Consider the following 24,558-nt stretch of genomic DNA (forward strand, 5'->3'; position numbering starts at 1 on the left):
AGGGAGGCAGTAAATGAAGTTTATTAAGGTATTAGCCAGTGCAGTACTGGCATCAGTGGTGGCATTATCATTAACTGCCTGTGCGCCCGGCCCGAAAAAAGAAGGTACCGGTGGTTATATTGATGACACCGTGATCACCACCAAAGTCAAAGCTCAGTTACTGGGTACCAAAGAACTCAGATCGACCGAAATTAAAGTCGAAACATTTAAAGGACGTGTGCAACTCAGTGGTTTTGTGTCCAACCTGCAAACAGCAAGCCGTGCAGTTGAAGTTGCCCGCAGAGTGCCTGGTGTCACCTCGGTGGTTGATAATATGCAGATCAAATAGCTGAACTGTATTACAGAAAAAGCGCAGCAATGCGCTTTTCCTTATTCTGCCCCCGATGTTCCTTTGTATCCCCCCTGCAAAAATCACCCTGACTGACTTTATTCGGCTGCCGGTATATATCATCGCCGATGAAAACAAAGCGCCCGATACAGAGTATCGGGCGTATCGGAAATAATGTTTTATTCAGCAATATCCGTCCCTGCGAATAACGCAGGCAAGGTACTCAGAAGCTGTAACCTACACCGAAGAAGAAGACCCACGGATTAATGTTAGTTTTGATGCTTTGCTGATCGCCATTGGCTTTGAATTTCACTTTGGTATTAATGTCCATGTACCACAGGGATGTATTCAGCATCCAGTGCTGATTAATCTGGTAGTCCATACCCAGTTGTCCGGCCACGCCCCAGGAGTCCTTCACATGCAGATCAGATAAACCCGCCGCGCGTCCGGTGTCATTGAATTTGTTATTAAAGAAGGTCGTGTAGTTAACACCGATACCGGCATAAGGCTGGAATTTAGAGCTATTATCCAGGAAGTAATACTGGGCCATCAGTGTCGGCGGTAACTGGTGAACGGTGGCCAGAGTGCCCGTCGGCCCCAGTCCGACCTTGTGGCGGAAAGGCGTGGCTGCCAGTAATTCAACACCAATATGGTCCGTCGCCATATAAGTAAAAGTCAATCCCAGCTGGGTATTGTTACTGACATTAAATTCACCTAAGCCCAGCACATTATCAGAACCCCCGGTCGGCCGGACAGTTGCGCTGCCAGCCCTGATAAAGAAGTCACCTGCCTGGTGAGCTGACGCTGCTGCCGGTAACAGTGCTGCCAGTAATAATGCAATTTTTCCGATTTTCATAGCCACTCCTCTCCTGAACTCGTCTGCTTTTATTGTTTTCAATGTGAACAATTTTTACATTGTATTTTGTTGTTGCTATGTGTATCGCGATTCACGCAGAAAATCATGTTTTTCCCGCCTGAAAAAATAGTTAAAAAACAAAGCCTTGATCCAGATCAATTTTTATCAGCTAACAGTTTCGCGTTTTAACTAAAAAAATTGTCTTAGATCTTCTGTTAATAATCCGGAGTATTAAGGCTATAATCGTTCAAAAAAAGCCCGATAATGAGTATTAATCATCCGGGCGGAGATAAAAGCAGAAAGTTATGTAAGTGAGGGTGCCCGCAGGCGTGGTTAACATGTACAATCTTGCGGTTAATTCATTTGTTTCCCAAAGGAGTGTACATGTCTCTCACGGCCAGCTCGTTATACCGTGATTCCGCAAATTTTTTGCGCCACCAGCTAAAAACGATAACACTGATCTCTCTGGTCAGCGCTTTCGTTACCGTTCTGCTGGGTACCGTTTTTTCTCCGGGTGCCGAACAGCTGTCTGCATTAATGCAAAGCAATGACAACGCAGGCTCACTGATTGAAGTGCTGCAGAATATGTCACCCGAACAGCAAAGAATATTACTGCACAGCTCGGCTGTCGGCACTCTGGCTGCTTTACTGGGTAACACATTATTACTGGGCGGGATGCTGGTGCTGATCCCGTCGGCTTCTTCCGGTAAACGGCTCAGTGCCTTAGGGGCGATAGGAGCCTCTGTCGGTTTTCTGCCTGCTTTACTTATTCAGACCTTTATCGTGACACTGATCGTTCAGCTCGGTTTTATGGCCTTTGTCATCCCGGGGATTTTTCTGGCAGTTCTGTTTTCCCTGTCTCCGGTATTACTGAGCCAGAAACGTGCCGGTATTTTCGGCTCGATGAAACAAAGCGTGCCACTGGCCTGGAACAATATGAAAGCCCTGGCTCCCGCGGTTATTTGCTGGTTGCTGGCTAAAGTTGTGTTGATGTTTATCTTCGCTTCGCTCACCGCACTTCCTGCAACAACAGCGGCTATTATCGCCACCACTCTGGGTAATTTTCTGTCAGCAATGCTGGTAATCTATCTGTTCCGTGTGTATATGCTGATACGCTAACCGTCTGTTTTACTTTTTCGGCTCGCCTGCCGGTGAGCCGCATTATCCGGACCTGCTATGAAACAATTACTGGACTTTTTGCCTCTTGTCGTCTTTTTCATTTTTTATAAGCTATACGATATTTTCGTTGCCTCAGGCGCACTGATTGCCGCAACCGCGATTGCACTGGTTATCAGCTGGGTGCTGTACAAAAAACTGGAAAAAATGACTATCATTACGTTTATTCTGGTGACTGTATTTGGTTCTTTGACACTGATTTTCCATAATGATGAATTTATAAAATGGAAAGTGACGGTTATTTATACATTATTTGCTGCCGCATTGTTATTCAGTCAGTGGTGGATGGAACAACCATTAATTCAGTCAATGCTGGGTAAAGAGCTGGTATTACCTTCCGCAGTCTGGCGACGTTTGAATATTGCCTGGGCAATATTTTTCTTCGTTTGCGGGCTGGTCAATATTTATGTCGCATTCTGGTTGCCTGAATCTTTCTGGGTTAACTTTAAGGTCTTCGGCCTGACCGCATTAACTCTGCTATTTACTGCTGCCTGTGGTCTTTATATATGGCGGCATCTGCCACGCGAAGAAAAGTAATACCCGGGTGGCCTTCCTGCAGGCCACTTTTTAAATAAAGAGAATAATAAATGACCGACAGTCTGAGACAGCCGCAAGGTGAGATGGTGCTGCGTACACTGGCAATGCCGGCAGATACCAATGCAAATGGTGATATATTTGGTGGCTGGTTAATGTCCCAGATGGATATGGGGGGAGCGATTCTGGCAAAAGAAATCGCCAATGGCCGTGTTGTTACTGTGCGTGTCGACGGTATGACATTTCTTAAACCCGCCGCTATCGGTGACGTTGTCACTTGTCATGCCCGCTGTATACGTACCGGAAACAGTTCAATTACTATTAATGTTGAGGTATGGATTAAAAAAGTTTCTTCCGAGCCGATTGGTCAGACTTACTGCACCACAGAAGCCGTATTTATTTACGTTGCGGTGGATGATAAAGGAAAACCAAGGAAACTCAGTGAGCTGATAGCCAATAAAAGCTACCCGTAACACCCTGCCGTGAGAGGTAAAGCGCATAACTGCGCTTTACCTCTCAGCAACAGCTATTATTGCACTGATGAACTGCCATCAATTTTAAACAATATAGTCATCGTCAGTCCGGTGCCTGGCTTGCCACTCTGGTAACGCCAGCGCCGCATCGCCTGTTTAACTTCGCGATCAAACATATTCTTCGGCTGCGCCTCAATAATACGCTCATTCACGACCCTGCCATCACTGTCCACATCGAACTGTACTTTCACCCGTCCTTCAAGGTGAAAAGCCAGAGCTCTGGCCGGGTAGGCCGGGCTGGTAATACTGACCGCCTGTGGTTTACCCTGAGAAATACTTTGCTGATCATTACGCGACGTTTGCGGCGCGGTTTGTGCTTTGGTCTGATCTGCCGGATTATTTTTTTGTTGTGCTGTCAGTGTCGGTTTATTTTCAGTCACAGGCTTTTCGACCGGTTTTATTACAGGCTTAGGTTTGACTGCTTTTTTCTTCACCTCATGGCGTTTTTTTACCTCAGGTTTCGGCTTCGGTTTCGGCTCCGGTTTGGCAATCGGTACCGGTTTATCCAGAGGGGGTTCGGGAGCCGGGGCCGGCTGTGGTTCAGGTTGTGGCTGCACTGGCTGAGGTGTCGGAGGGGTCACAGGCTGTACCGGCTCCGGCTGGCTTTTCGCCGCCTCAGGCTGAACCTCCGGAGCAACCATCGACACGCTGATAGCAGACTGGGGTGTGGGCACGTTCAGGACCTGGTTGAATGAGGCAAACAGCAACCCGGCAACCACCGCACCATGAAGAGCGACTGATACCACCATGGATAATGAAAAACGTTTTGGAAATTGTTCTGTAAGAGTGCTCATAGCTATCTGGTCAGTTCAGTGATGAATCATTTTAAATGCAAATAGCAATCAGTTTCAATACGTATCGCTGACGGATATGTGCCATTTTATTTGCACTGATGGCGCGGTTAGCTTAACGTTGGGTTCTCAATTTTTTGCCGTAAGAGATAATCATCGTGTTATACGTCATTTACGCTGAAGACTTCCCTGACTCACTGGAAAAAAGGCAGTCTGTGCGCCCTGCCCACCTGGCTCGTCTGCAATTATTGCAGGATGAAGGAAAATTAATTGTTGCCGGTCCAATGCCAGCCGTCGACAGTAACGAACCCGGAGTCGCGGGATTCACCGGTTCTACCGTGATCGCTGAATTTCCATCCCTCGAAGATGCTCAATCCTGGGCTAACGATGACCCCTACGTAGCAGCCGGTGTTTACCAGAAAGTGACGGTCAGGCCATTTAAAAAGGTCTTCTGAGCTGATGAAATGCTGATCCAGCACATATTGTGACTGATAAGCGCCGGGCAAAAAATGCAATACACTGTACTGCGCTTTTTGCCCGCAAACGGATATTGTCAGTCGCGGCTTATATACAATGTGCACTGCTCAGAGATGACAGACAGATTCAGTTCGCTCCACAGTACAGTATCCCCCTTTGCCCTGTGACAGCCTGCTATACTGATAGGAGTATTCTGCCGCCACACGGGCTGAAGTTTGTTGCCGGCGAACTCCGATGAGCGGCACAGGATTATTCATTCGATATGGCAGGAGGTTTATATGAAATATCACGTATTAGTTTTTCATAAAGACGGAACAACCGAAACCAGGCAAACAGAAGCAGACAATATACCGAAAACCATAACTATCACCATCGAACGTCCCCCGCAACAAACTACTACAGAATCCCCCCCGGAAAATGTACCTCAGGAAGTCGATGTCCGGATGACACGTCATATTGCAGGTAAAAGATATTTGTTCGCCATGCTAAAGCAGGGGTTTATCAATCTGGAAGAGGCTGAGAAAGCGATTATTCATGCCAGGCTGCCTTCAATTCCCGGATAGATTACACCCGTATCGCCGCTCTGCGGGGCGGTTTCCGGCTATCCTTTTTAGAATATGTGTATACCGGCAGACAGGGTAACCGGCGGATAACATAACACAGCGGGCGACATGATATTCTGTTATTCCTCACCGCCAGTATTACACTGCATCTCCGCCAGATAATTTTCAGAAATAATGGGTAACCGACGGCCCCAGTTCCGGAAGTATAAACAGCAGTGATCGCCTTTGTTGTTTCGCAAGCTGATGTCTGATTAACCGGATATGTGTATAACGCCGTGACTGGGCCTCCAGCCAGCGTACTTTACGGCGATTACTTTGCCGCGCCATCCGCCAGCGCCCGACTTCGTTTCTGCTTCTTTTCATGATTACCTCCCGTGAGTATCATTTCGGCCAGTATACGCCGTTATTCCCCGGATCCAACGCTGCTTTCAGAAAAGGTTTCACAATATGCTGAGTACACGTACACTCAATAGATAAAGCATAAACCGGAATTCCATTTAATGACGACATTCTATTCCTTCGTTAACGGGTTTATATTGTTTGGCTACTGGCTGCTGATCGCTGCCGTTACCCTGAGAATTTTAATGAAGCGCAGGACCGCCTCTTCCTCGATGGTCTGGTTGCTTATTATTTATATTCTGCCACTGGTGGGAATAATTGCTTATCTGAGTTTCGGTGAATTATATCTCGGTAAACGCCGGGCGGAGCGTGCCAGAACGATGTGGCCTGCCACTTCCCGGTGGCTGGCGGACTTAAAAAAGTCATCTCATATTTTTGCAACCAGTACCAGCAGTGTTGCCAGTGCTTTATTTAAGCTATGTGAGCATCGCCACGGGATCGCCGGAGTCAAAGGTAACCAACTGGAATTACTGACCAGCTCAAATGACGTAATGCGTTCGCTTATCCGGGATATTGACCTGGCAGAACACAATATTGAGATGGTGTTTTATATCTGGCAACCCGGAGGCCAGGCTGATGACGTGGCAGCGGCATTAATTACTGCCGCCCGCAGAGGGGTTTTCTGTCGGCTGATGCTCGACTCAGCCGGAAGCCGCAGTTTTTTCCGCAGTCCGTGGCCGAAAAAATTCCGCGAGGCCGGTATCGACGTTGTCGAATCTTTGCAGGTAAACCTGCTGAGGGTATTTTTTCGTCGCATGGACCTGCGCCAGCACCGTAAAATAGTGCTGATTGATAACTATATTGCCTATACCGGCAGTATGAACCTGGTTGACCCGCGGTTTTTTAAACAGGATGCCGGTGTCGGACAATGGGTTGATTTAATGGCCAGAATGGAAGGTCCTGTGGCTATCACACTGGGGATTGTGTTTTCCTGTGACTGGGAAATTGAAACCGGTAAACGCATTCTTCCGCCCCGGCCCGATGAAACTATTATGCCCTTTGAAGAAGCCAGTGGACATATTATTCAGGTAATAGCCTCAGGTCCCGGTTTTCCCGAAGATGTGATCCATCAGGCACTGCTGACTGCCGTCTATTCAGCACGTGAACAGTTGATCATGACAACACCTTATTTTGTACCCAGTGATGATCTGCTGCACGCTATCTGTACCGCCGCATTACGTGGTGTTGATGTCAGCCTGATCGTGCCACAAAAAAACGACTCATTGCTGGTCGGCTGGGCCAGTCGTGCGTTCTTTACCGAACTACTGGCAGCAGGGGTTAAAATTTATCAGTTCAGCGACGGCCTGTTACATACCAAAAGCGTGCTGGTTGACGGGGAACTTTGCCTGGTGGGTACCGTCAATCTTGATATGCGCAGTCTGTGGCTCAATTTTGAGGTGACTCTGGTGATTGATGATGCCGGTTTCGGTGATGATCTTAGCTGTGTACAGCAGGATTATATTCTGCGCTCACAGTTACTGGATGGCCGTGAGTGGGCAAAACGGCCCTACTGGCGCAGGATAATCGAACGACTGTTTTACTTCTTTAGCCCTTTACTGTAAAAAAGGCCGCATATTTCTATCAATAAATACGGGCTGATCATGGATCTTAATAATCGTCTTACAGAAGATGAAACGCTGGAACAGGCATACGATATTTTTCTGGAACTGGCAGGGGATAATCTGGATCCTGCAGACATTATCCTGTTTAACTTACAGTTCGAAGAGCGTGGCGGTGCCGAGCTTTCAGACCCTTCAGAAGACTGGAACGAACATGTCGATTTTGATCTTAATCCGGACTTTTTTGCCGAGGTCATTATCGGATTAGGCGATGCCGACGGGGAGCCTGTTACCGATGTGTTTGCCAGAGTCCTGTTATGTCGTGAAAAAGATCATAAACTGTGCCATATCCTGTGGCGTGAATAATCAGCCTGTCTGATGCCCGCATTTATCCGTTTCCATACCCTGCGGAGGAAACGGATATCTTTGTCCGGGCTAGGGTTCACAAAGCATACCAGAGTCCTTCATCCGGCTCGCTGTTCTGGCAGATAACCGCCAAATTACCGGTTATCTGGTTAAGCCGGCTTATCGGGCCGTAAACCGGCAGATAAATAATTATTAACAAAACTTAATAAATACTCCCCACCTCCTGATCTGCCTCACACACAAAATCAACAAATACAAACATTTAAAAAACAAACTTGCTACATAAGCGGATAACTGATAAAGCTGAATGGTATCAGCTTGCATATAAATTGATCTGCATCAGTGCCTGTATTGCAACATATCCATAATCTGAACGTAACCGGACTTCATTAATTCATGCTGATATGAGATTCTTTTAGTAAGCACCGTATAAAAGCGGACAGTGGTAGCGATCTGACACGTATGTTTACTAAAAAAGTTTAATTTTCCTTCAGGAGATAAGCATGACTGTAACAAACGTTGCTGAATTGAATGGGCTGGTAGAAAGAGTCAGGCAAGCACAACAGCAGTATGCAGGCTTTAGTCAGGAGCAGGTTGATAAGATCTTCAGGGCCGCAGCATTAGCTGCCGCAGATGCCCGGATACCGCTGGCGAAAATGGCGGTCGCTGAGTCAGGAATGGGGATCGTCGAAGACAAAGTCATCAAAAACCATTTCGCTTCGGAATATATTTACAACGCTTACAAGGACGAAAAAACCTGCGGTATCCTCGACACTGATGATACTTTCGGCACTATGACTATTGCCGAACCTATCGGAATTATCTGCGGGATTGTCCCGACCACCAACCCGACGTCGACGGCCATTTTTAAAGCCTTAATCAGTCTGAAAACCCGTAACGGAATCATTTTCTCCCCGCATCCGCGGGCAAAAAACGCCACCAACAAAGCAGCAGATATCGTGTTACAGGCTGCCATTGCGGCCGGTGCTCCGCCCGATATTATTGGCTGGATTGATGAGCCATCCGTTGAATTATCTAACCAGTTAATGCACCACCCCGACATTAACCTGATCCTCGCCACCGGTGGACCGGGTATGGTTAAAGCAGCCTACAGTTCCGGTAAACCTGCTATTGGTGTCGGTGCCGGTAATACACCGGTCGTTATCGATGATACTGCTGATATAAAACGAGCGGTCGCTTCTATTCTGATGTCAAAAACCTTCGACAATGGTGTTATCTGCGCCTCTGAGCAATCAGTGATTGTTGACAGCTCTGTGTATGACGCAGTACGTGAACGGTTTTCGACCCACGGCGGTTATCTGCTGCAGGGAAGTGAATTAAAAGCTGTGCAGGATATCATTCTGAAAAACGGGGGCCTGAACGCAGGGATTGTCGGCCAGCCGGCGACAAAAATTGCTGAGATGGCAGGGATCAGTGTGCCTCCGGATACTAAAATTCTGATTGGTGAGGTCAGTGATATTGATGAATCTGAACCTTTTGCCCATGAAAAACTGTCGCCGACCCTGGCAATGTACCGTGCCACCGGTTTTAACGATGCACTGCAAAAAGCGGAAAAACTGGTAGAAATGGGCGGTATCGGCCATACCTCTTGCCTGTATACCGACCAGGACAATCAGCCTGAGCGGGTCAGACTGTTTGGCGAAAAAATGAAAACCGCGAGGATCCTGATTAATACCCCGGCTTCTCAGGGGGGGATTGGCGATTTATATAACTTTAAACTGGCACCGTCACTGACGCTGGGTTGCGGCTCATGGGGCGGGAACTCTATCTCTGAAAACGTCGGTCCTAAGCACCTTATTAACAAGAAAACCGTCGCTAAACGGGCTGAAAATATGTTGTGGCATAAACTCCCTAAATCCATCTATTTTCGTCGTGGTTCATTGCCGGTGGCTCTGGAAGAAATCGCCAGTGACGGTGCAAAACGGGCCTTTATTGTTACAGACCGGTTCTTATTCAATAACGGTTATGCTGATCAGGTGACGCGGGTATTAAAATCCCGTGGTGTGGAAACGGAAGTTTTCTTCGAAGTGGAAGCTGACCCTACCCTGAGCATCGTGCGCAAAGGGGCCGCACAAATGCACAGCTTCAAACCTGATGTGATTATTGCTCTGGGGGGTGGTTCCCCGATGGATGCGGCCAAAATTATGTGGGTGATGTACGAGCATCCCGAAACCCACTTCGAAGAACTGGCATTACGTTTTATGGATATCCGTAAACGTATTCATAAGTTCCCGAAAATGGGTGTAAAAGCCAGTATGGTCGCTATTACCACCACTTCTGGTACCGGCTCTGAAGTTACCCCGTTTGCGGTAGTTACTGATGATGCCACCGGACTGAAATACCCGCTGGCCGATTATGCACTGACACCGGATATGGCGATTGTCGATGCAAATCTGGTGATGGATATGCCAAAATCTCTGTGTGCTTTTGGCGGACTGGATGCAGTCACTCACGCCCTTGAAGCCTATGTTTCAGTACTGGCCAATGAGTACTCTGACGGTCAGGCTCTGCAGGCGCTGAAATTGCTGAAAGAGAATTTACCGGCAAGCTACCATGAAGGGGCTAAAAATCCGATTGCCCGCGAGCGGGTACATAATGCGGCAACTATCGCAGGTATTGCGTTTGCTAACGCGTTCCTCGGCGTCTGTCACTCAATGGCCCATAAACTGGGTTCTGAGTTTCATATCCCGCACGGGCTGGCAAATGCACTGCTGATAGCCAACGTGATCCGCTACAATGCTAACGATAATCCGACCAAACAGACCGCCTTTAGTCAGTACGACCGGCCACAGGCCCGTCGTCGCTATGCAGAAATCGCCGATCATTTGGGGCTTGGTAAACCCGGCGACCGTACCGCAGCGAAAATCAGTGCGTTACTTCACTGGCTGGATGAGATTAAAACTGATCTCGGGATCCCGAAATCTATCCGTGAAGCCGGGGTACAGGAAGCTGACTTCCTGGCAAAAATCGATAAACTTGCCGAAGATGCATTTGATGATCAATGTACCGGCGCAAACCCACGCTACCCGCTGATTGCTGAATTGAAACAGTTGATGCTGGACAGTTACTACGGTCGCGAATTTACAGAGCATTCACTGCATACTCCGGAAAAACCCGCAGCTGCGGCACCGGCGGCAAAGGGTAAAAAGAAAGCAGGCTGAGATAACAACCACCGCCCCTGTGATCAGGGGCATTGCTCAGGTAAACGCCGCACCACAGCGGCGTTTATTAAATGAAGGATATCATCATCACTCAGGGATGTACCTTTCACCATAGATAGCGGCAGGATCATCTGATTCAAGCGCCTGCCAGTAGTGTTTTCTGCAGACCGAAATATAACGTTCATTTCCACCGATAACCACCTGCTCCCCTTCTTTAAACGGTCGTCCTTTGCCATCAAGACGCAATACCATGCTGGCTTTTCTGCCGCAATGACAGATTGTTTTTAGTTCAACCAGTTTATCAGCCCAGGCCAGAAGATACTGGCTTCCTTCAAACAGCTCTCCGCGAAAATCCGTCCTCAGTCCGTAGCACAGTACAGGAATATCTGAAAAGTCAGCAACTTCAGTTAACGACTTCACCTGCTGGCGGGTCAGGAACTGACTTTCATCGACTAATACACAATGCAGCTGATTTTCTGCGTGCAGTAACCGAATTTCTTCACCTATATCTGTGTGCTGATTATATAACCGTGCTTCAGAAGAGAGTCCAATCCGCGAACTGACTTTTCCTTTACCGAACCGGTTATCAATTTCAGCAGTATAGATGACTGTTTTCATCCCCCGTTCATGATAGTTATAAGATGACTGTAATAATGATGTCGATTTCCCGGCATTCATCGCAGAATAATAGAAGTAAAGTTGAGCCATGGGTCCGGTTCTCTATAGGAGATTAATTATTTCCGGCTTATTACAACACATCCGGCGAACAAAAAACGTTCATTCACCGATAGGTTGGTCATTTATCCGCTATTTGTTTGTAACTATTTAGCCGTACATTCTTATTTTTACAGTGATTCCTGATTTTCATTTAAAGTTATAAGGATATTCATTTACCGATCATGCCATAGTTATCTGTTGCAGTAAATTTTACCTGAGACTATGATTATCATCTTCTGCATAATAACTACTTAATTGTGAGACCCGGACAATGAGCGATGTGATTAAATCGTTGAATAACATTCGCACACTGCGTGCACAGGCCAGAGAATATAGCCTTGAAACTTTAGAAGATATACTTGAGAAATTTGAAGTTATTGTTAACGAGCGTCGTGAAGACGAATCACTGGCTATCGCTCAGAATTCAGAACGTCTGCTCAGACTGGAACAATACCGTGAAATGTTAATCGCTGATGGTATTGACCCTAATGAATTACTGCAATCCGCCGTAACAGATAAACCGGTAGTGAAAGCACGGCGTGCGGCACGTCCGGCTAAATATCAGTATACCGATGAAAAAGGTGAAAACCGTACATGGACCGGCCAGGGACGTACTCCGGCGGTGATCAGAAATGCTATTGAAACAGAAGGCAAAACTCTGGAAGACTTTGCTCTGTAATTTTACTGGCTGTTTTCATTATCCGGTTATTTTACGGGAGGGTTAACCCCTCCCGTTTATTTTCAGACTTTGTAATATTCGCGGTACCATTCCACAAATTTTCTGACGCCTTCCGGTACGCTGGTGTCAGGTTTAAAATTTATCAGGCTATATAATTCAGAGGTATCGGCACTGGTATCCAGCACATCCCCTGCCTGTAACGGTAACATATTTTTTTCTGCCGTAATCCCAAGGGCATTTTCTAATGCATGAATATAATCCATTAACGGGACCGGCTGGCTGTTACCAATATTATAAATACAGTAAGGTGCAGAACTTTTTGCAGCAGAACCGGTTTCGACGGTCCACTGAGGATCAGGCTGCGGTATTTTATCCTGCACCAGGAAAATGGCTTCAACAATATCATCAATGTAGGTGAAATCCCGCTGCATTTGCCCATAGTTATAAACATCAATGGCTTCACCGGCCAGCATCGCGCGGGTAAACTTAAACAAGGCCATATCCGGACGCCCCCACGGACCGTAGACAGTAAAAAAACGCAGTCCGGTGGTTGGCAGGCCATAGAGATGCGAATAACTGTGGCACATCAGTTCATTGGCTTTTTTCGTCGCCGCATACAGAGATACCGGATGATCGACGCTGTCTTCGGTAGCAAACGGCAGCTTACGGTTCAGGCCATACACTGAGCTGGAGCTGGCGTAGACCAGATGCTGTATATTATTCTGACGACAACCTTCCAGTATATTCAGGTGGCCGATCAGATTTGCATCGGCATAAGCGTAGGGGTTTTCTATTGAATAACGTACCCCCGCCTGCGCAGCCAGATGGATCACCCGCTGAATGTTTCCAGTACTGAACAGGGTGGCTACACCATGTCTGTCGGCGATATCAATACACTGGAATGTGAAACCCGGATAAGCGCTGAGTAATGCCACACGATCTTTCTTGAGCTTTACATCGTAATAATCATTAAGATTATCGATACCAACCACCCGGTAACCCGCCTTAAGCAGACGCTGACACACATGAAAACCAATAAACCCTGCAGCGCCGGTTACCAAATAGTTCATATTACCCTCATCTTTGCAACTAAAATAAATGGCTGCTGTATTTCAGTGTGCCATTGTACAGGCAGAATGATACAAGGTTCCGGTAGCAAAAATCACGGATTGTTTTAGCGTTCCGCCATTTATGCCTGTTAATACCGGTGTGACTGTATAAAAAAAGGCCATACACCAGTGTATGACCTTAATAACAGCGGCCAGGTTCAATCCGGCCGCACATATTTACCGGATAATCCCGGATAAATATGTTTACTGTCAGTTTACGGTTTTATTCAGCCATTTGCTGAAGTCTTCACCCAGAACCGGGTGACGAACACCATACTCAACGAATGCCTGCATATAACCCAGTTTGTTACCACAGTCGTGGCTCAGACCTTTCAGGTGATAAGCTTCAACCGTTTCCTGATCCATCAGCATTGCAATTGAGTCAGTTAACTGCACTTCTCCACCGGCACCCGGAGGTGTTTTGGCCAGCAGAGGCCAGATATCAGCAGACAGCACATAGCGTCCGACCACTGCCAGGTTAGAAGGTGCCTCTGACGCTTTAGGCTTCTCGACCACACCCACCATAGGCGCACTGTGACCTGGCTGTAAATCTGCGCCCTGACAATCAACCACCCCATAAGCAGTAACGTCTGCAACAGGTTCAACCATAATCTGACTACGGCCGGTCTCATCAAAACGGCGCAGCATATCAGCAAGGTTTTCTTTCCCAAGGTCTGATTCGTATTCATCAATAATGACATCGGGCAGAATCACCGCAAACGGCTCATCACCAACCAACGGATGGGCGCACATAACAGCATGGCCTAATCCTTTGGCGACACCCTGACGTACCTGCATAATGGTCACATGTGGCGGGCAAATACTCTGAATTTCGTCCAGTAACTGACGTTTAACACGCTTTTCCAGCATGGCTTCTAATTCGAAGCTGGTATCGAAATGGTTTTCGATAGAGTTTTTTGATGAATGAGTGACCAGAATAATCTCATTAATACCGGCAGCAATACATTCATTAACGACATACTGGATTAAGGGTTTATCAACCAGCGGCAGCATCTCTTTAGGAATAGCCTTGGTTGCCGGCAACATACGGGTTCCCAATCCCGCAACCGGAATTACCGCTTTTTTTACTTTAGATTTATAAGCAGACATCAAATTACCTCACTGGAGGGTTAGGAACACCCATGGAAATTTCTGTTTTTGAACGGCGGCAGTATATCAGTTCATCGGCGACGAGTTTCATCTGATAGCGAAAAAGCACCGAAATTAGGATTTATACTTATCGGAAAATAAGTATAAAAATAACAAATTAATACTTTTCCGGGCACTCTGTGGTAATAACTATTCATTAGCACGCAGCATCAGTGTTAGTTTTCCGCCACTGCCACGTATATTGCATTCACAGGCACGCAGATAAAAACAGTGCTGTGTTCCATGGATATGTTCAAAAGTGCCAGCAGGAATTCCACTGCCCAGTGTCTGATGCACTCCGTCAAATAAAATATCGCAATCCAGCCCGGCCGGGACCAGCAGTAACTGGCGGGTCGGCTGGTGATAGTACCCCACCAGCAAGGGAAATTGTCCGGACATTCCGGCATCCTGCAATAACCGGTTAATATCATTAAGTATGGTCGCGATTTGTGGCAGTTTCTGCTGCTGGCCGGCGATTTTTTCCTGCAATAGCTGATTAAACATTACCCGCAATAATAAGGCCGCCATAATGCCATTATTGCCGGCCCGGGTAACATCCATGATATAAAAACCGAGCTGATGATCAGATAAAGCTGCAATATCAAATACCAGCCCCGGCTGATCTGTGTAGGTCAGCTGGCGATAGGTTATGCGGGTATTAGCCAGTAACTGTCGAATAGGCGGTTGTAACTGTTTAATCAGTCTTATCGCCTGTTCAGGCTGCTGAATCAAAACATCCCAGTTATCAAATAACTGTTCATCCTCTTCGATTTTTGAAACAAACATCGAAGGGTAAAGGCATTCCATAATAACATCACGTACCCGGGTCAGATCATCAACAGGTTTGAGGATCACATCCTGCACACCCAGTCGTAACATCCTGGCAATTTCAGACACATCTTCGCTGGCGGTCACAATCACTACCGGTAAGGCGTTTCCCCGGGCACGCAGCTGTTCAACGAAAGTATCACCACGCATAATCGGCATTTCAAGGTCACAGATGATCAGATCAACCGGATAATGATCGATAATATCCAGTGCAGTCTTACCGTCAGAAGCCGTCAGTGTGTTGGCCCCCAGTGTTTCAATAAAGCCACAAATCACAGCAGAGAACACCGCCTCATCTTCTGCAACTAAAATATTCTTACCTGACAATGGGTTACTCATTAAAAATACCTGTTATTAACCTCAGGGCTGTTATGTTCCTCTCTGCAGGAATCAGTGCACTACAGCCTGAAGCCGTGACCCTTACCAGAATTCGCCGTTGCGGGAGAGAGAATCTGCCGCTGTTGTGTAGTATAGTTCATCCTCAGCCTTTCAACTTTCAGCCTGCTCAGGCCCGTCGCGGCACTCTGAGTCGTTAAGCTCGCGGGCAAATAACGGAGATAATGTGTTAACCGACCCCTGCCCTTGCGGAAGCCAGACCACTTATAGCGCCTGTTGTGGCCGATATATCAGCGAAGAACAGATAGCACCTGATCCTGTCGCTCTGATGCGCTCGCGATACACCGCTTATCAGCGTGGTGAGATTCACTGGCTGCTGGCCAGCTGGCACGCTTCTCAGCGCCATCAACAGCTGGCAGCACAGCTTTCCGCAGGTCTTGCCGATACCCGCTGGCTGGGACTAAATGTTATCTCACACACCTATGATAATGATAATAACCAGGCATTTGTGACTTTTTTTGCCCGTTATGCTGAAAAACAACACACTTCGGCTATTTACGAACGCTCCCGCTTTATAAGAGAAGAACAACGCTGGTATTATGTCGACGGCGTTCATCTGCAGGCGGGCAGAAACGACACCTGCCCTTGCGGTTCCGGCAGAAAATATAAAAAATGTTGTGGTTAATAACGACCTGACAACATCGCATGACTGAAATCAGATTCAACAGGATAATGCACATAATGCAAGCCCAGACGTTACAAAGAAAAGTACTGAGAACTATCTGTCCTGATGCTAAAGGACTTATCGCCAAAATCACCAATATCTGCTACAAGCATGAACTGAATATTGTCCAGAATAATGAATTTGTTGATCACCGCACCGGGCGTTTTTTTATGCGCACCGAACTGGAGGGTATTTTCAACGATACCACTTTACTGGCTGATTTAGACAGTGCATTGCCATCAGGATCGGTTCGTGAACTGCAATCTGCCGGACGGCGTCGTGTAGTCATTATGGTGACTAAAGAAGCACACTGTCTGGGTGATTTGCTGATGAAAAGTGCGTTTGGTGGTCTGGATATGGAAATTGCAGCCGTTATTGGTAACCATGAAACACTGCGGTCACTGACAGAGCGGTTTGATATCCCCTTCGTATTGCTGAGTCATGAAGGCCTGACCCGTGAAGAACACGATATGAAAATGGCTGACGAGATTGAACGTTATCAGCCTGACTACGTAGTGTTAGCAAAATATATGCGGGTTCTGACCCCTGAGTTTGTCAAGCGCTTCCCTAACCAGATTATTAACATACATCACTCGTTCCTGCCGGCCTTTATCGGTGCCCGCCCTTACCATCAGGCTTACGAACGCGGTGTGAAGATTATTGGTGCGACTGCGCATTACGTAAATGACAATCTCGATGAAGGTCCAATCATTATGCAGGACGTGATCCATGTGGATCATACCTTCACTGCTGACGATATGATGCTTGCCGGCCGGGATGTTGAAAAAAATGCACTGAGTCGTGCTTTAGACAAAGTACTGGCCCAGCGGGTCTTTGTTTACGGAAACCGGACGATTATCCTTTAAAGACTGACTGCAAAATACGCATGTCATTCATTTTCCGTGCAAAAAACAGGCAAACAATGAGAAATATTGCTTTTGCCTGTTTACAGAAAGCAAAGTTCTGTTAATATGCATCCCGCTTCCGCAGGTTACGAAGCATCACAATCAGGTGGGATTCCCGAGCGGCCAAAGGGAGCAGACTGTAAATCTGCCGTCACAGACTTCGAAGGTTCGAATCCTTCTCCCACCACCATTTTTATATGGCGACTCAGCCAGACATTCCAATAATACTGATATATTCTCCACGGAGAAGGACGAGAACCTTCGACAAGGTTCGAACCGAACAGCGTGAGGTAACGTGCGCAGCACGGCCCGCAGGGTGAGCCGGTACGGCGAATCATCCTTCTCCCACCACCATTCTTATATGGCGATTCAGCCAGATATTCCAATAATACTGATATATTCTCCACGGAGAAGGACGAGAACCTTCGACAAGGTTCGAGCCGGAGACTTCCCTTATCCGCTTACGGTGACATCGGGAAAAAAAATCGCTACCATCGCGGTTAAATTCTATGACTGTGGTAAAAACATGAAATTTGTCTCTTTTAATATTAACGGTCTGCGGGCCCGTCCTCACCAGCTGGCCGCACTGGTCGAAAAACTCCAGCCGGATGTCATCGGATTACAGGAGACCAAAGTTCACGATGATATGTTCCCTTTAGAAGAAGTACAAAAACTGGGATATCACGTTTTCTTCCATGGTCAGAAAGGCCATTACGGCGTAGCGCTGATGACAAAAGCAGAGCCGGTCAGCGTGCAGCGTGGTTTTCTTACGGATGATGAAGATGCTCAGCGGCGTATTATCATGGCAGGGATCCCCAGCCCGATGGGTACCATTACGGTAATTAACGGCTACTTCCCGCAGGGGGAAAGTCGTGAGCATCCGCAGAAATTTCCGGCTAAAGATAAATTCTACAAAGATCTGCAACAGCATCTTGAAACTCAACTGACTGCCGGACAGCCGGTATTGATTATGGGTGATATGAATATCAGCTGTACCGACCGTGATATCGGCATTGGCGAAGATAACCGTAAACGCTGGCTACGAACCGGTAAATGCTCTTTCCTGCCGGAAGAGCGTGAATGGATGGATAAACTGCTGTCCTGGGGACTGACTGATACCTGGCGGGCAGCCAATCCGGAGGTTGACGATCGCTTTTCCTGGTTCGACTACCGTTCGAAAGGCTTTAACGACAACCGCGGACTGCGTATTGACCTGTTACTGGCCAGCCAGCCACTGGCAGAAAAATGTATTGCCACCGGCATAGATTACGATATCCGCAGTATGGAAAAACCATCAGACCATGCCCCGGTCTGGGCAGAATTTAAACTCTGATTGTCACGGGGCAGCCGCAGACGACGATGTCTTTAGCGGCTGCCAGACCAGTGGCGCCGTACCGATAATATTTTTGTCGCGCACGCAGGTTAATAACAGCGTGCCGCTTTTCAGTATCGCCCCTTCAGAATAACGCTGGCTGTTATATATACAGACGTTATCAGTTCCCTGCAGGTTCAGAGTATCGGCTGGCCTGCCGGTCAGTAAATTATCAGAATCAATCATGACCCTGGCCGAGACACCGGCTCCGGTATGCAGACTACTGAATACCGGAAAACTTAATATACTGCACAATACCAACAGTAACCTGCGCATCATTACTTCTCCGTGGCTGTTTTCTTTTTCCTTTTCTGCGTTGCTTTCCGCGGCACTGCCGGCAATTGACCTAATACCTGTACCGGCGGTGAACGGCGTGCTTCACCAATCAGGGTCTGCAGAGTGCCGACCAGCGGTTGCATAAAATCCTGATAACGGAAGTTTTTTTCACTGATACGGGTCAGCATCGACTCCCACTGGGCGGTCATATCCGGGCTGGCCGCTGGCTGTGGTAACGCATGGATCAATGCTTTCCCCACTACCGTTGAATGGATATAACGTCCTTTTTTCTCCAGAAAACCGCGTTTAAACAACAATTCGATAATTCCCGCACGTGTCGCTTCGGTCCCTAAACCATCGGTCTCTCTGAGCACTTTCTTTAGGGCTTTATCCTGGACAAATCGTGCGATACCGGTCATTGCTGATAACAGGGTGGCATCCGTGAAATGGCGCGGAGGCTGGGTTTTCTTCTCCAGCACCTCCCCCTGTTCACACAGCAATTGCTGCCCTTTTTTTACTTCCGGTAACGGCGTGCCGTCATTTTCTTCATCACGCTCTTTCGCCCCCAGCAACACACGCCAGCCAGCAACCGCCAGAAAGCGGGCTTTCGCGATAAACTTACCGCCGGCAATTTCCAGATCGATAACACATTTACGATAAATAGCTTCCGGGCAGAACTGCATCAGGTACTGGCGGGCAATCAGTCCGTAGATATTCAGTTCATTATCAGTTAACCGGGTTTGACTACGCCGGGCGGTTGGAATAATGGCATGGTGCGCATCCACTTTTTTATTATCCCAGCAACGGTTACGCAGGTCCGTATTCAGTTCTTCGGGAAAGGCTTGCTGTGGTAAGTGACTGTTAATTGCATCCAGTACCGCATGTCTGCCGGCAAAATGTTCCTCCGGCAGATAACGGCAATCTGAGCGCGGATAAGTAATCAGTTTATGGGTTTCGTATAAACGCTGGCATATGTCCAGTACACTCTGGGCACTTAGCCCGAAGCGCTTTGCGGCTTCAATCTGCAGGCTGGAGAGTGAAAAAGGTAACGGTGCAATATCAGTTTCGCGTTTATCCTGATAACCGGTAACCTTCGCCGGCTGACCGGCAATACGTTTACAGACATGGTCGGCCAGTGACCGGTTCAGCAGCCTTCCTTCTTCATCCTGCCAGGATTCACATGCGTCACTCGGTTGCCATAACGCGGTAAAACGCTGGTCATTTTCGGCCAGAATATGGGCTCTGACTTCGAAGAAATCTCTGGCCACAAAGTCAGCGATTTCTTCGTCGCGACGCACGACCAGCCCGAGTACCGGGGTCTGTACCCGCCCGACCGACAATACGCCATTATAGCCTGCGTTCCTGCCAAATAGCGTGTAAGCACGGGTCATATTGATCCCGTACAGCCAGTCAGCCCTGGCTCTGGCCAGCGCCGAGATACACAACGGCACAAAATCGCGGTTGTCGCGTAATGTCTCAATGGCACGCTCAACCGCCTGCGGATTGAGGTCATTGATCAGGCAGCGTTGTACTGCATTCTTTTTTTCGCTACTGAGGTTAAGATAATCGAGCACTTCATCAACCAGCAGTTGTCCTTCCCGATTACTGTTACAAGCTTTTTTTGTGAAAATATTTATTACTATGATTTTTAAGGAAAAAACTGAATTTCATGGTTTTCTGAAATTTTCATAAAAGTTCAATGATGTCATACGTATCGCAAAGTAACGATATTCGATGCATGTTGCATTGTTGTTCAACCTCAACTAAGGATTTACATTGATTTTCCTACCTATTGGCATTTCTACTTGTCGCCTGTTTGTACGTAACCTAGACTGATCTTACCCAGCAATAGTGGACACGCGACTAAGTGAGTAAACTCTCAAGTAAGAGGTGACTCACATGACAAAGCCAGCATCAACCATAAAGAAGACGCGTAAGCAGCACACGCCTGAATTCCGCAATGAAGCCCTTAAACTCGCTGAGCGTATCGGTGTGGCCGCAGCCGCCCGCGAGCTCAGGCTGTATGAATCGCAGCTCTACAACTGGCGCAGTAAACAACAGCAGCAAATGATATCCTCAGAACGGGAGAACGAACTGGCTGCTGAAAATGCCCGCCTCAAACGGCAGCTGGCTGAGCAGGCAGAGGAGCTGGCCATTCTCCAAAAGGCCGCGACATACTTCGCGAAGCGCCTGAAATGAAGTATGTCTTTATCGAAAAACATCAGGCTGAGTTCAGTATCAAAGCCATGTGTCGCGTCCTCCGGGTGGCCCGCAGCGGCTGGTATGTCTGGAATCAGCGGCGAGTGGGGTTAAACTCACGCCAGCAGTTCCGTCTGAATTGCGACTGCGCTGTACACGAGGCTTTTCACCGGGCAAAACAGCGCTACGGGGCACCGCGCCTGACTGATGAACTGCATGCTCAGGGTTACCGGTTCAACGTAAAAACTGTGGCTGCCAGCCTGCGTCGTCAGGGACTACGAGCGAAAGCTTCACGGAAGTTCAGCCCGGTCAGTTACCGCGAACATGGCCTGCCGGTGTCGGAGAACCTGCTGAAGCAGGATTTTTACGCCAGTGGCCCGAACCAGAAGTGGTCCGGCGACATTACGTACTTACGCACGGATGAAGGATGGCTGTATCTGGCAGTCGTCATCGACCTGTGGTCGCGTGCCGTTATCGGCTGGTCAATGTCATCACGGATGACGGCACAGCTGGCCTGCGATGCGCTACAGATGGCATTGTGGCGGCGTAAACGCCCGGAAAATGTCATCGTCCACACAGATCGTGGCGGGCAGTACTGCTCAGCGGATTATCAGGCGCTCCTGAAGCGGCATAACCTGCACGGCAGCATGAGTGCAAAGGGTTGCTGCTACGACAATGCGTGTGCGGAAAGCTTCTTCCACTCACTGAAAGTCGAATGTATCCACGGTGAACGCTTTATCAGCCGGGAAATAATGCGAACGACGGTGTTTAATTATATCGAGAGTGATTACAATCGGTGGCGCCGTCACAGTGCCTGTGGCGGTCTCAGCCCGGAACAGTTTGAAAACCAGAACCTCACTTAGGACGGTGTCCACATTACGTGGGTAAGATCAAGCATCCACCTGACAGAAATGCTGAAAGGCCCCATACAATCTGCCAGCAAAATTCTTTTGTGTCAGGTGAACCAAACAACTTATGACATCTTCAACTTTTGACTTAAGTAAAGGTAATGTGATTTCAAATATGTGCAGAATCGTAAAAAAATTTTTGCAGGAGCTTTTATCAATTTCTTTCACTATTTTGACGAAATCAATATCTCCGGAATTGTGCAGCTCAGATAGTGCTTCAGCTAAAACGAGCTTCTCGGAACGTTGCTCTTGGTAATAGGGGTCCGCTTGGAAAACGGAAATCATCCCACGCTAAGACTATATTTTGTACAGCAGTGGAGAAGGATGAGAGACCAGCAGTTCATTAACAGGGACTCCTTTTTGCTTAAGCGGCTCAATGGTTCTTTCTATATAAACCGTATTCCAGAGTGTTATCGCCGCCGTATGTAGTGTCAGCGCCGGTGGCGTGGTAACGCTGATCCTCTCACCCCCAGATCCCTGATTTCATTCAGCCGGTGCATGAAGGATGCTCGCCCAAGGGCCTCACCCTTATTCAGCCCCACCTGTATGCATCGGCCTAAGCCTTTATCGCAAAATCAGTCCAGCATAAACAGCGTCCGATCTCTGCAGAAAATCGCCCTCTGCGCTACGAGTTTGAACGCATTTACTCTGTTTATAGGTAACATTCGCTCCACGATATAATGATATCGGCAACGTATTCAGCATCCTGAGTATGAGTCAGAAGGTGATCCGCCTTACCCAACGAAATGAAACTCTTGGGATGCTTTGCTGCTTTGAATATTTTTTCGGCCTGCTCAATTAACACAGTATCATCTTCAGTCGCATGAAAAATAAGCAGAGGCTTGTTCATGGCGAACACCTTATGAGCGATTTTGTGTTCCTGAATATTGTCCAGCATCTGTTTCTTTAAGGTAAATACCCGCCCGGCCAGCTCAACGGGATAGGCTCCATGCTGGTTAATGTTTTCAACATCATCCTTAAAAAGACGTTTTACGTGTGTCAGTTCTCCGGGTGATCCTATGGTGACAACGGCCTTTGCCTCAGGAACTTCGCCGGCAATAGACAGAATGGCCGATCCCCCCAGGCTATGGCCGATGAGCAAAGAAGGCGCTTCGTACTGTCGGCGGAGATAATCTACCGCGCAAAGCAGGTCCGAAATATTGGATGAGAAGTTGGTGTTGGAAAAATCCCCTTCGCTGTTTCCCAGACCAGTAAAATCAAACCGGAGAACGGCGATAGCATTCTCTGTCAGTTTCCGCGCAATACGCGCCGCGCCTTTGAGGTCTTTGCCACACGTAAAACAATGAGCTAACAGCGCAAACGCTTTAGGATTTTCAGGAAGTTCAAGCAATCCGGCCAGTTCTTCACCAGCCGCATTTTTGAACGTAAATTTTAGTTTTTTCATAGGATATTCCAGGTCTTAAACTGATTTCATATGTTTGATCGCAGGGAAAAATAATCTTCTGCTCTGCATCTGGCATTACGCGTTTTCCTTCCTCTACTGGGGATGTGAAACAGAATTCATTCCGAATGCCTGTCCTCACCTTCCAGTTTGAAAGCTGATTATTGCTTCCTGTTCGGTGATCACTTACGCTATGCTACCAACTAGATGGTAGTTTACAAGAATTTTATGAGGTCTCACTGAATGGCCAATTGCGCGCTCATTCTTAAAATATCCCTGGCAATGCTGGCATTTGCTGCAAACTCTATTCTGTGCCGTCTGGCCCTGCAGGGAGGCCACATTGATCCCCTTTCATTCAGCAGCCTCAGGCTGGCCAGTGGTGCACTCGTCCTGTCACCTTTCTTGTTTTATCACGCAAAAACTACATTATCGCTGTGGCGTCCGCTGAGCGGATTTTACCTCATGGTGTACGCAGTGCTCTTCTCTGTCGCCTATATCCATCTCGATACCGGGGCAGGTGCGCTGTTACTTTTTGGTGCCGTACAGTTTGCGATGGTGATCCACGGATTATTTAAAGGGGAATCACTCTCCGTTATGCGGGCTTGCGGTTTAGTTATTGCTCTGGCAGGAATTGCTGCCCTGCTGTTACCCGGGGCGAAGGCACCGCCGCTTTACAGTGCACTTATGATGATCGTTGCCGGATTAGCCTGGGCCGCCTATTCCGTCAGGGGGAGGGCGGGCCAGGCGGCCGGGGCTTCAACGGCGGCAAATTTTGTACTCGCCACGCCGATGGCTCTCGCTCTTTCGTTGCTGTTTATGAAGCAGGGTCACTATGATGCTGCGGGCATTGCTTTGTCATTGCTGTCCGGTGCCGCCGCCTCAGCCGGTGCATATGTATTGTGGTATACCCTTTTACCCTCTCTCGGCTCTATCACCGCCAGTACCCTTCAGCTCAGCGTTCCCTGTCTGGCAATGCTAGGGGGTGTGGTATTCCTGGATGAATCACTGACGGTCAGAACGATATTTTCTGCCCTGGCGGTGCTGACTGGCATTGTGATGGTGACACGCGAGAAATCCCCCCGTCAGTCGATGACAAAGGCGAGAGAACCTTAATAACGCAATTAATTCATGCAGTTGTGATGATTCTCTTATGTTAATCACACGAGCCAGTTTTCCCGCTCCGGCATCAG

24 protein-coding genes, 1 tRNA gene, 1 other RNA gene and 2 pseudogenes are annotated in these 24,558 nt (G+C 47.9%); 17 read left to right on the forward strand and 11 right to left on the reverse strand.

The features are described from left to right. Positions 1 to 13 precede the first annotated feature (13 nt). Complete coding sequence (locus JK198_RS01900; RefSeq protein ID WP_212707851.1) at positions 14 to 328, forward strand: BON domain-containing protein; 315 nt, start codon at positions 14 to 16, stop codon at positions 326 to 328. Between the two features lie 223 nt (positions 329 to 551). Here JK198_RS01900 and ompW read toward each other — a convergent pair whose 3' ends face one another. Further along, the gene (gene ompW / locus JK198_RS01905; protein WP_212707852.1) at positions 552 to 1,184 is read right to left on the reverse strand and encodes an outer membrane protein OmpW; all 633 of its coding nucleotides are present in this window, start codon (positions 1,182 to 1,184) and stop codon (positions 552 to 554) included. 384 nt (positions 1,185 to 1,568) lie between these two features. Between ompW and JK198_RS01910 the strand changes: the two genes are divergently transcribed. The 3 genes from JK198_RS01910 to yciA are packed head-to-tail and all read left to right on the forward strand — an operon-like array spanning position 1,569 to position 3,367. Further along, positions 1,569 to 2,303: a YciC family protein gene (locus tag JK198_RS01910; protein ID WP_212710597.1), complete on the forward strand. Its 735-nt coding sequence runs from the start codon at positions 1,569 to 1,571 to the stop codon at positions 2,301 to 2,303. 57 nt (positions 2,304 to 2,360) lie between these two features. After that, positions 2,361 to 2,897, forward strand: coding sequence for a septation protein A (locus JK198_RS01915; protein ID WP_212707854.1), 537 nt, complete (start codon positions 2,361 to 2,363; stop codon positions 2,895 to 2,897). 50 nt (positions 2,898 to 2,947) lie between these two features. Beyond that, positions 2,948 to 3,367, forward strand: coding sequence for an acyl-CoA thioester hydrolase YciA (gene yciA / locus JK198_RS01920; RefSeq protein ID WP_212707855.1), 420 nt, complete (start codon positions 2,948 to 2,950; stop codon positions 3,365 to 3,367). A gap of 56 nt (positions 3,368 to 3,423) precedes the next feature. On the opposite strand, the gene JK198_RS01925 is transcribed toward yciA, so the two are convergent. Next, entirely contained in the window at positions 3,424 to 4,221 is a 798-nt protein-coding gene (locus JK198_RS01925; RefSeq protein ID WP_212707856.1) for an energy transducer TonB, read from the reverse strand. Between the two features lie 155 nt (positions 4,222 to 4,376). Between JK198_RS01925 and JK198_RS01930 the strand changes: the two genes are divergently transcribed. Together JK198_RS01930 and JK198_RS01935 are read left to right on the forward strand one after the other, a co-directional pair. Next, on the forward strand, positions 4,377 to 4,673 hold the full coding sequence (locus JK198_RS01930; RefSeq protein WP_212710598.1) for a YciI family protein: 297 nt from the start codon (positions 4,377 to 4,379) through the stop codon (positions 4,671 to 4,673). Positions 4,674 to 4,973: 300 nt separating this feature from the next. Continuing rightward, a complete protein-coding gene (locus tag JK198_RS01935) occupies positions 4,974 to 5,258 on the forward strand; it encodes a hypothetical protein (protein WP_212710599.1) in 285 nt (94 codons plus the stop codon). 165 nt (positions 5,259 to 5,423) lie between these two features. Here JK198_RS01935 and JK198_RS01940 read toward each other — a convergent pair whose 3' ends face one another. Continuing rightward, on the reverse strand, positions 5,424 to 5,621 hold the full coding sequence (locus JK198_RS01940; protein ID WP_212707859.1) for a YciY family protein: 198 nt from the start codon (positions 5,619 to 5,621) through the stop codon (positions 5,424 to 5,426). Between the two features lie 137 nt (positions 5,622 to 5,758). Between JK198_RS01940 and cls the strand changes: the two genes are divergently transcribed. From cls to adhE, 3 genes are all read left to right on the forward strand, one after another. Next, entirely contained in the window at positions 5,759 to 7,219 is a 1,461-nt protein-coding gene (cls, locus tag JK198_RS01945; protein WP_212707860.1) for a cardiolipin synthase, read from the forward strand. Positions 7,220 to 7,252: 33 nt separating this feature from the next. Next, entirely contained in the window at positions 7,253 to 7,582 is a 330-nt protein-coding gene (locus JK198_RS01950; protein WP_212707875.1) for an HI1450 family dsDNA-mimic protein, read from the forward strand. Positions 7,583 to 8,085: 503 nt separating this feature from the next. After that, the gene (gene adhE / locus JK198_RS01955; RefSeq protein ID WP_212707861.1) at positions 8,086 to 10,764 is read left to right on the forward strand and encodes a bifunctional acetaldehyde-CoA/alcohol dehydrogenase; all 2,679 of its coding nucleotides are present in this window, start codon (positions 8,086 to 8,088) and stop codon (positions 10,762 to 10,764) included. A gap of 87 nt (positions 10,765 to 10,851) precedes the next feature. On the opposite strand, the gene JK198_RS01960 is transcribed toward adhE, so the two are convergent. Beyond that, the gene (locus JK198_RS01960) at positions 10,852 to 11,472 is read right to left on the reverse strand and encodes a thymidine kinase (RefSeq protein WP_212707862.1); all 621 of its coding nucleotides are present in this window, start codon (positions 11,470 to 11,472) and stop codon (positions 10,852 to 10,854) included. A 280-nt stretch (positions 11,473 to 11,752) separates the two neighbouring features. Here JK198_RS01960 and JK198_RS01965 point away from each other — a divergent pair, with 280 nt between their 5' ends. Beyond that, entirely contained in the window at positions 11,753 to 12,160 is a 408-nt protein-coding gene (locus JK198_RS01965) for an H-NS family nucleoid-associated regulatory protein (RefSeq protein WP_212707863.1), read from the forward strand. A gap of 62 nt (positions 12,161 to 12,222) precedes the next feature. Here the strand turns inward: JK198_RS01965 and JK198_RS01970 are convergent, their stop codons facing one another. The 3 genes from JK198_RS01970 to rssB all read right to left on the reverse strand — a co-directional run bounded on the left by JK198_RS01970 (position 12,223) and on the right by rssB (position 15,585). Further along, on the reverse strand, positions 12,223 to 13,230 hold the full coding sequence (locus tag JK198_RS01970) for an NAD-dependent epimerase (RefSeq protein WP_212707864.1): 1,008 nt from the start codon (positions 13,228 to 13,230) through the stop codon (positions 12,223 to 12,225). A 249-nt stretch (positions 13,231 to 13,479) separates the two neighbouring features. Further along, complete coding sequence (gene galU / locus JK198_RS01975; RefSeq protein WP_212707865.1) at positions 13,480 to 14,379, reverse strand: UTP--glucose-1-phosphate uridylyltransferase GalU; 900 nt, start codon at positions 14,377 to 14,379, stop codon at positions 13,480 to 13,482. A gap of 189 nt (positions 14,380 to 14,568) precedes the next feature. Then, complete coding sequence (gene rssB / locus JK198_RS01980; protein WP_212707866.1) at positions 14,569 to 15,585, reverse strand: two-component system response regulator RssB; 1,017 nt, start codon at positions 15,583 to 15,585, stop codon at positions 14,569 to 14,571. A 223-nt stretch (positions 15,586 to 15,808) separates the two neighbouring features. Between rssB and JK198_RS01985 the strand changes: the two genes are divergently transcribed. The 5 genes from JK198_RS01985 (at position 15,809) to xthA (ending at position 18,544) form a co-directional block, all read left to right on the forward strand. Further along, a complete protein-coding gene (locus tag JK198_RS01985) occupies positions 15,809 to 16,267 on the forward strand; it encodes a YchJ family metal-binding protein (RefSeq protein ID WP_212707867.1) in 459 nt (152 codons plus the stop codon). Between the two features lie 56 nt (positions 16,268 to 16,323). Next, on the forward strand, positions 16,324 to 17,172 hold the full coding sequence (purU, locus tag JK198_RS01990) for a formyltetrahydrofolate deformylase (RefSeq protein WP_212707868.1): 849 nt from the start codon (positions 16,324 to 16,326) through the stop codon (positions 17,170 to 17,172). Positions 17,173 to 17,316: 144 nt separating this feature from the next. Then, a tRNA-Tyr gene (locus tag JK198_RS01995) sits at positions 17,317 to 17,401 on the forward strand. A gap of 40 nt (positions 17,402 to 17,441) precedes the next feature. Further along, positions 17,442 to 17,565: non-coding RNA, RtT sRNA (locus JK198_RS02000), on the forward strand. Between the two features lie 172 nt (positions 17,566 to 17,737). After that, the gene (gene xthA / locus JK198_RS02005; RefSeq protein WP_212707869.1) at positions 17,738 to 18,544 is read left to right on the forward strand and encodes an exodeoxyribonuclease III; all 807 of its coding nucleotides are present in this window, start codon (positions 17,738 to 17,740) and stop codon (positions 18,542 to 18,544) included. Positions 18,545 to 18,547: 3 nt separating this feature from the next. Here xthA and JK198_RS02010 read toward each other — a convergent pair whose 3' ends face one another. Both JK198_RS02010 and JK198_RS02015 read right to left on the reverse strand, forming a co-directional pair. Continuing rightward, positions 18,548 to 18,862, reverse strand: coding sequence for a DUF1496 domain-containing protein (locus JK198_RS02010; protein WP_212707870.1), 315 nt, complete (start codon positions 18,860 to 18,862; stop codon positions 18,548 to 18,550). Beyond that, positions 18,862 to 20,475: pseudogene (locus JK198_RS02015) on the reverse strand (DNA topoisomerase III); the annotation flags it as partial. The gene JK198_RS02010 and the pseudogene JK198_RS02015, both read right to left, overlap by 1 nt. Before the next feature lie 283 nt (positions 20,476 to 20,758). Between JK198_RS02015 and JK198_RS02020 the strand changes: the two are divergent. Then, a protein-coding gene (locus JK198_RS02020; protein ID WP_212710220.1) for an IS3 family transposase occupies positions 20,759 to 21,921 on the forward strand; the annotation gives its coding sequence in 2 pieces (ribosomal slippage) (positions 20,759 to 21,020 and positions 21,020 to 21,921; 1,164 coding nt in all). A 357-nt stretch (positions 21,922 to 22,278) separates the two neighbouring features. Here JK198_RS02020 and JK198_RS02025 read toward each other — a convergent pair. Both JK198_RS02025 and JK198_RS02030 read right to left on the reverse strand, forming a co-directional pair. Further along, positions 22,279 to 22,568, reverse strand: a pseudogene (locus JK198_RS02025) (Tn3 family transposase); the annotation flags it as partial. A 50-nt stretch (positions 22,569 to 22,618) separates the two neighbouring features. After that, entirely contained in the window at positions 22,619 to 23,371 is a 753-nt protein-coding gene (locus JK198_RS02030; protein WP_212710221.1) for an alpha/beta hydrolase, read from the reverse strand. A gap of 240 nt (positions 23,372 to 23,611) precedes the next feature. On the opposite strand from JK198_RS02030, the gene JK198_RS02035 reads away from it, so the two are divergent. Continuing rightward, entirely contained in the window at positions 23,612 to 24,481 is an 870-nt protein-coding gene (locus JK198_RS02035) for a DMT family transporter (RefSeq protein ID WP_001567390.1), read from the forward strand. The last annotated feature ends 77 nt before the right edge of the window (positions 24,482 to 24,558 follow it).

The sequence above is a fragment of the Tatumella sp. JGM91 genome, from assembly GCF_018257575.1.
Lineage (GTDB): Bacteria > Pseudomonadota > Gammaproteobacteria > Enterobacterales > Enterobacteriaceae > Tatumella > Tatumella punctata.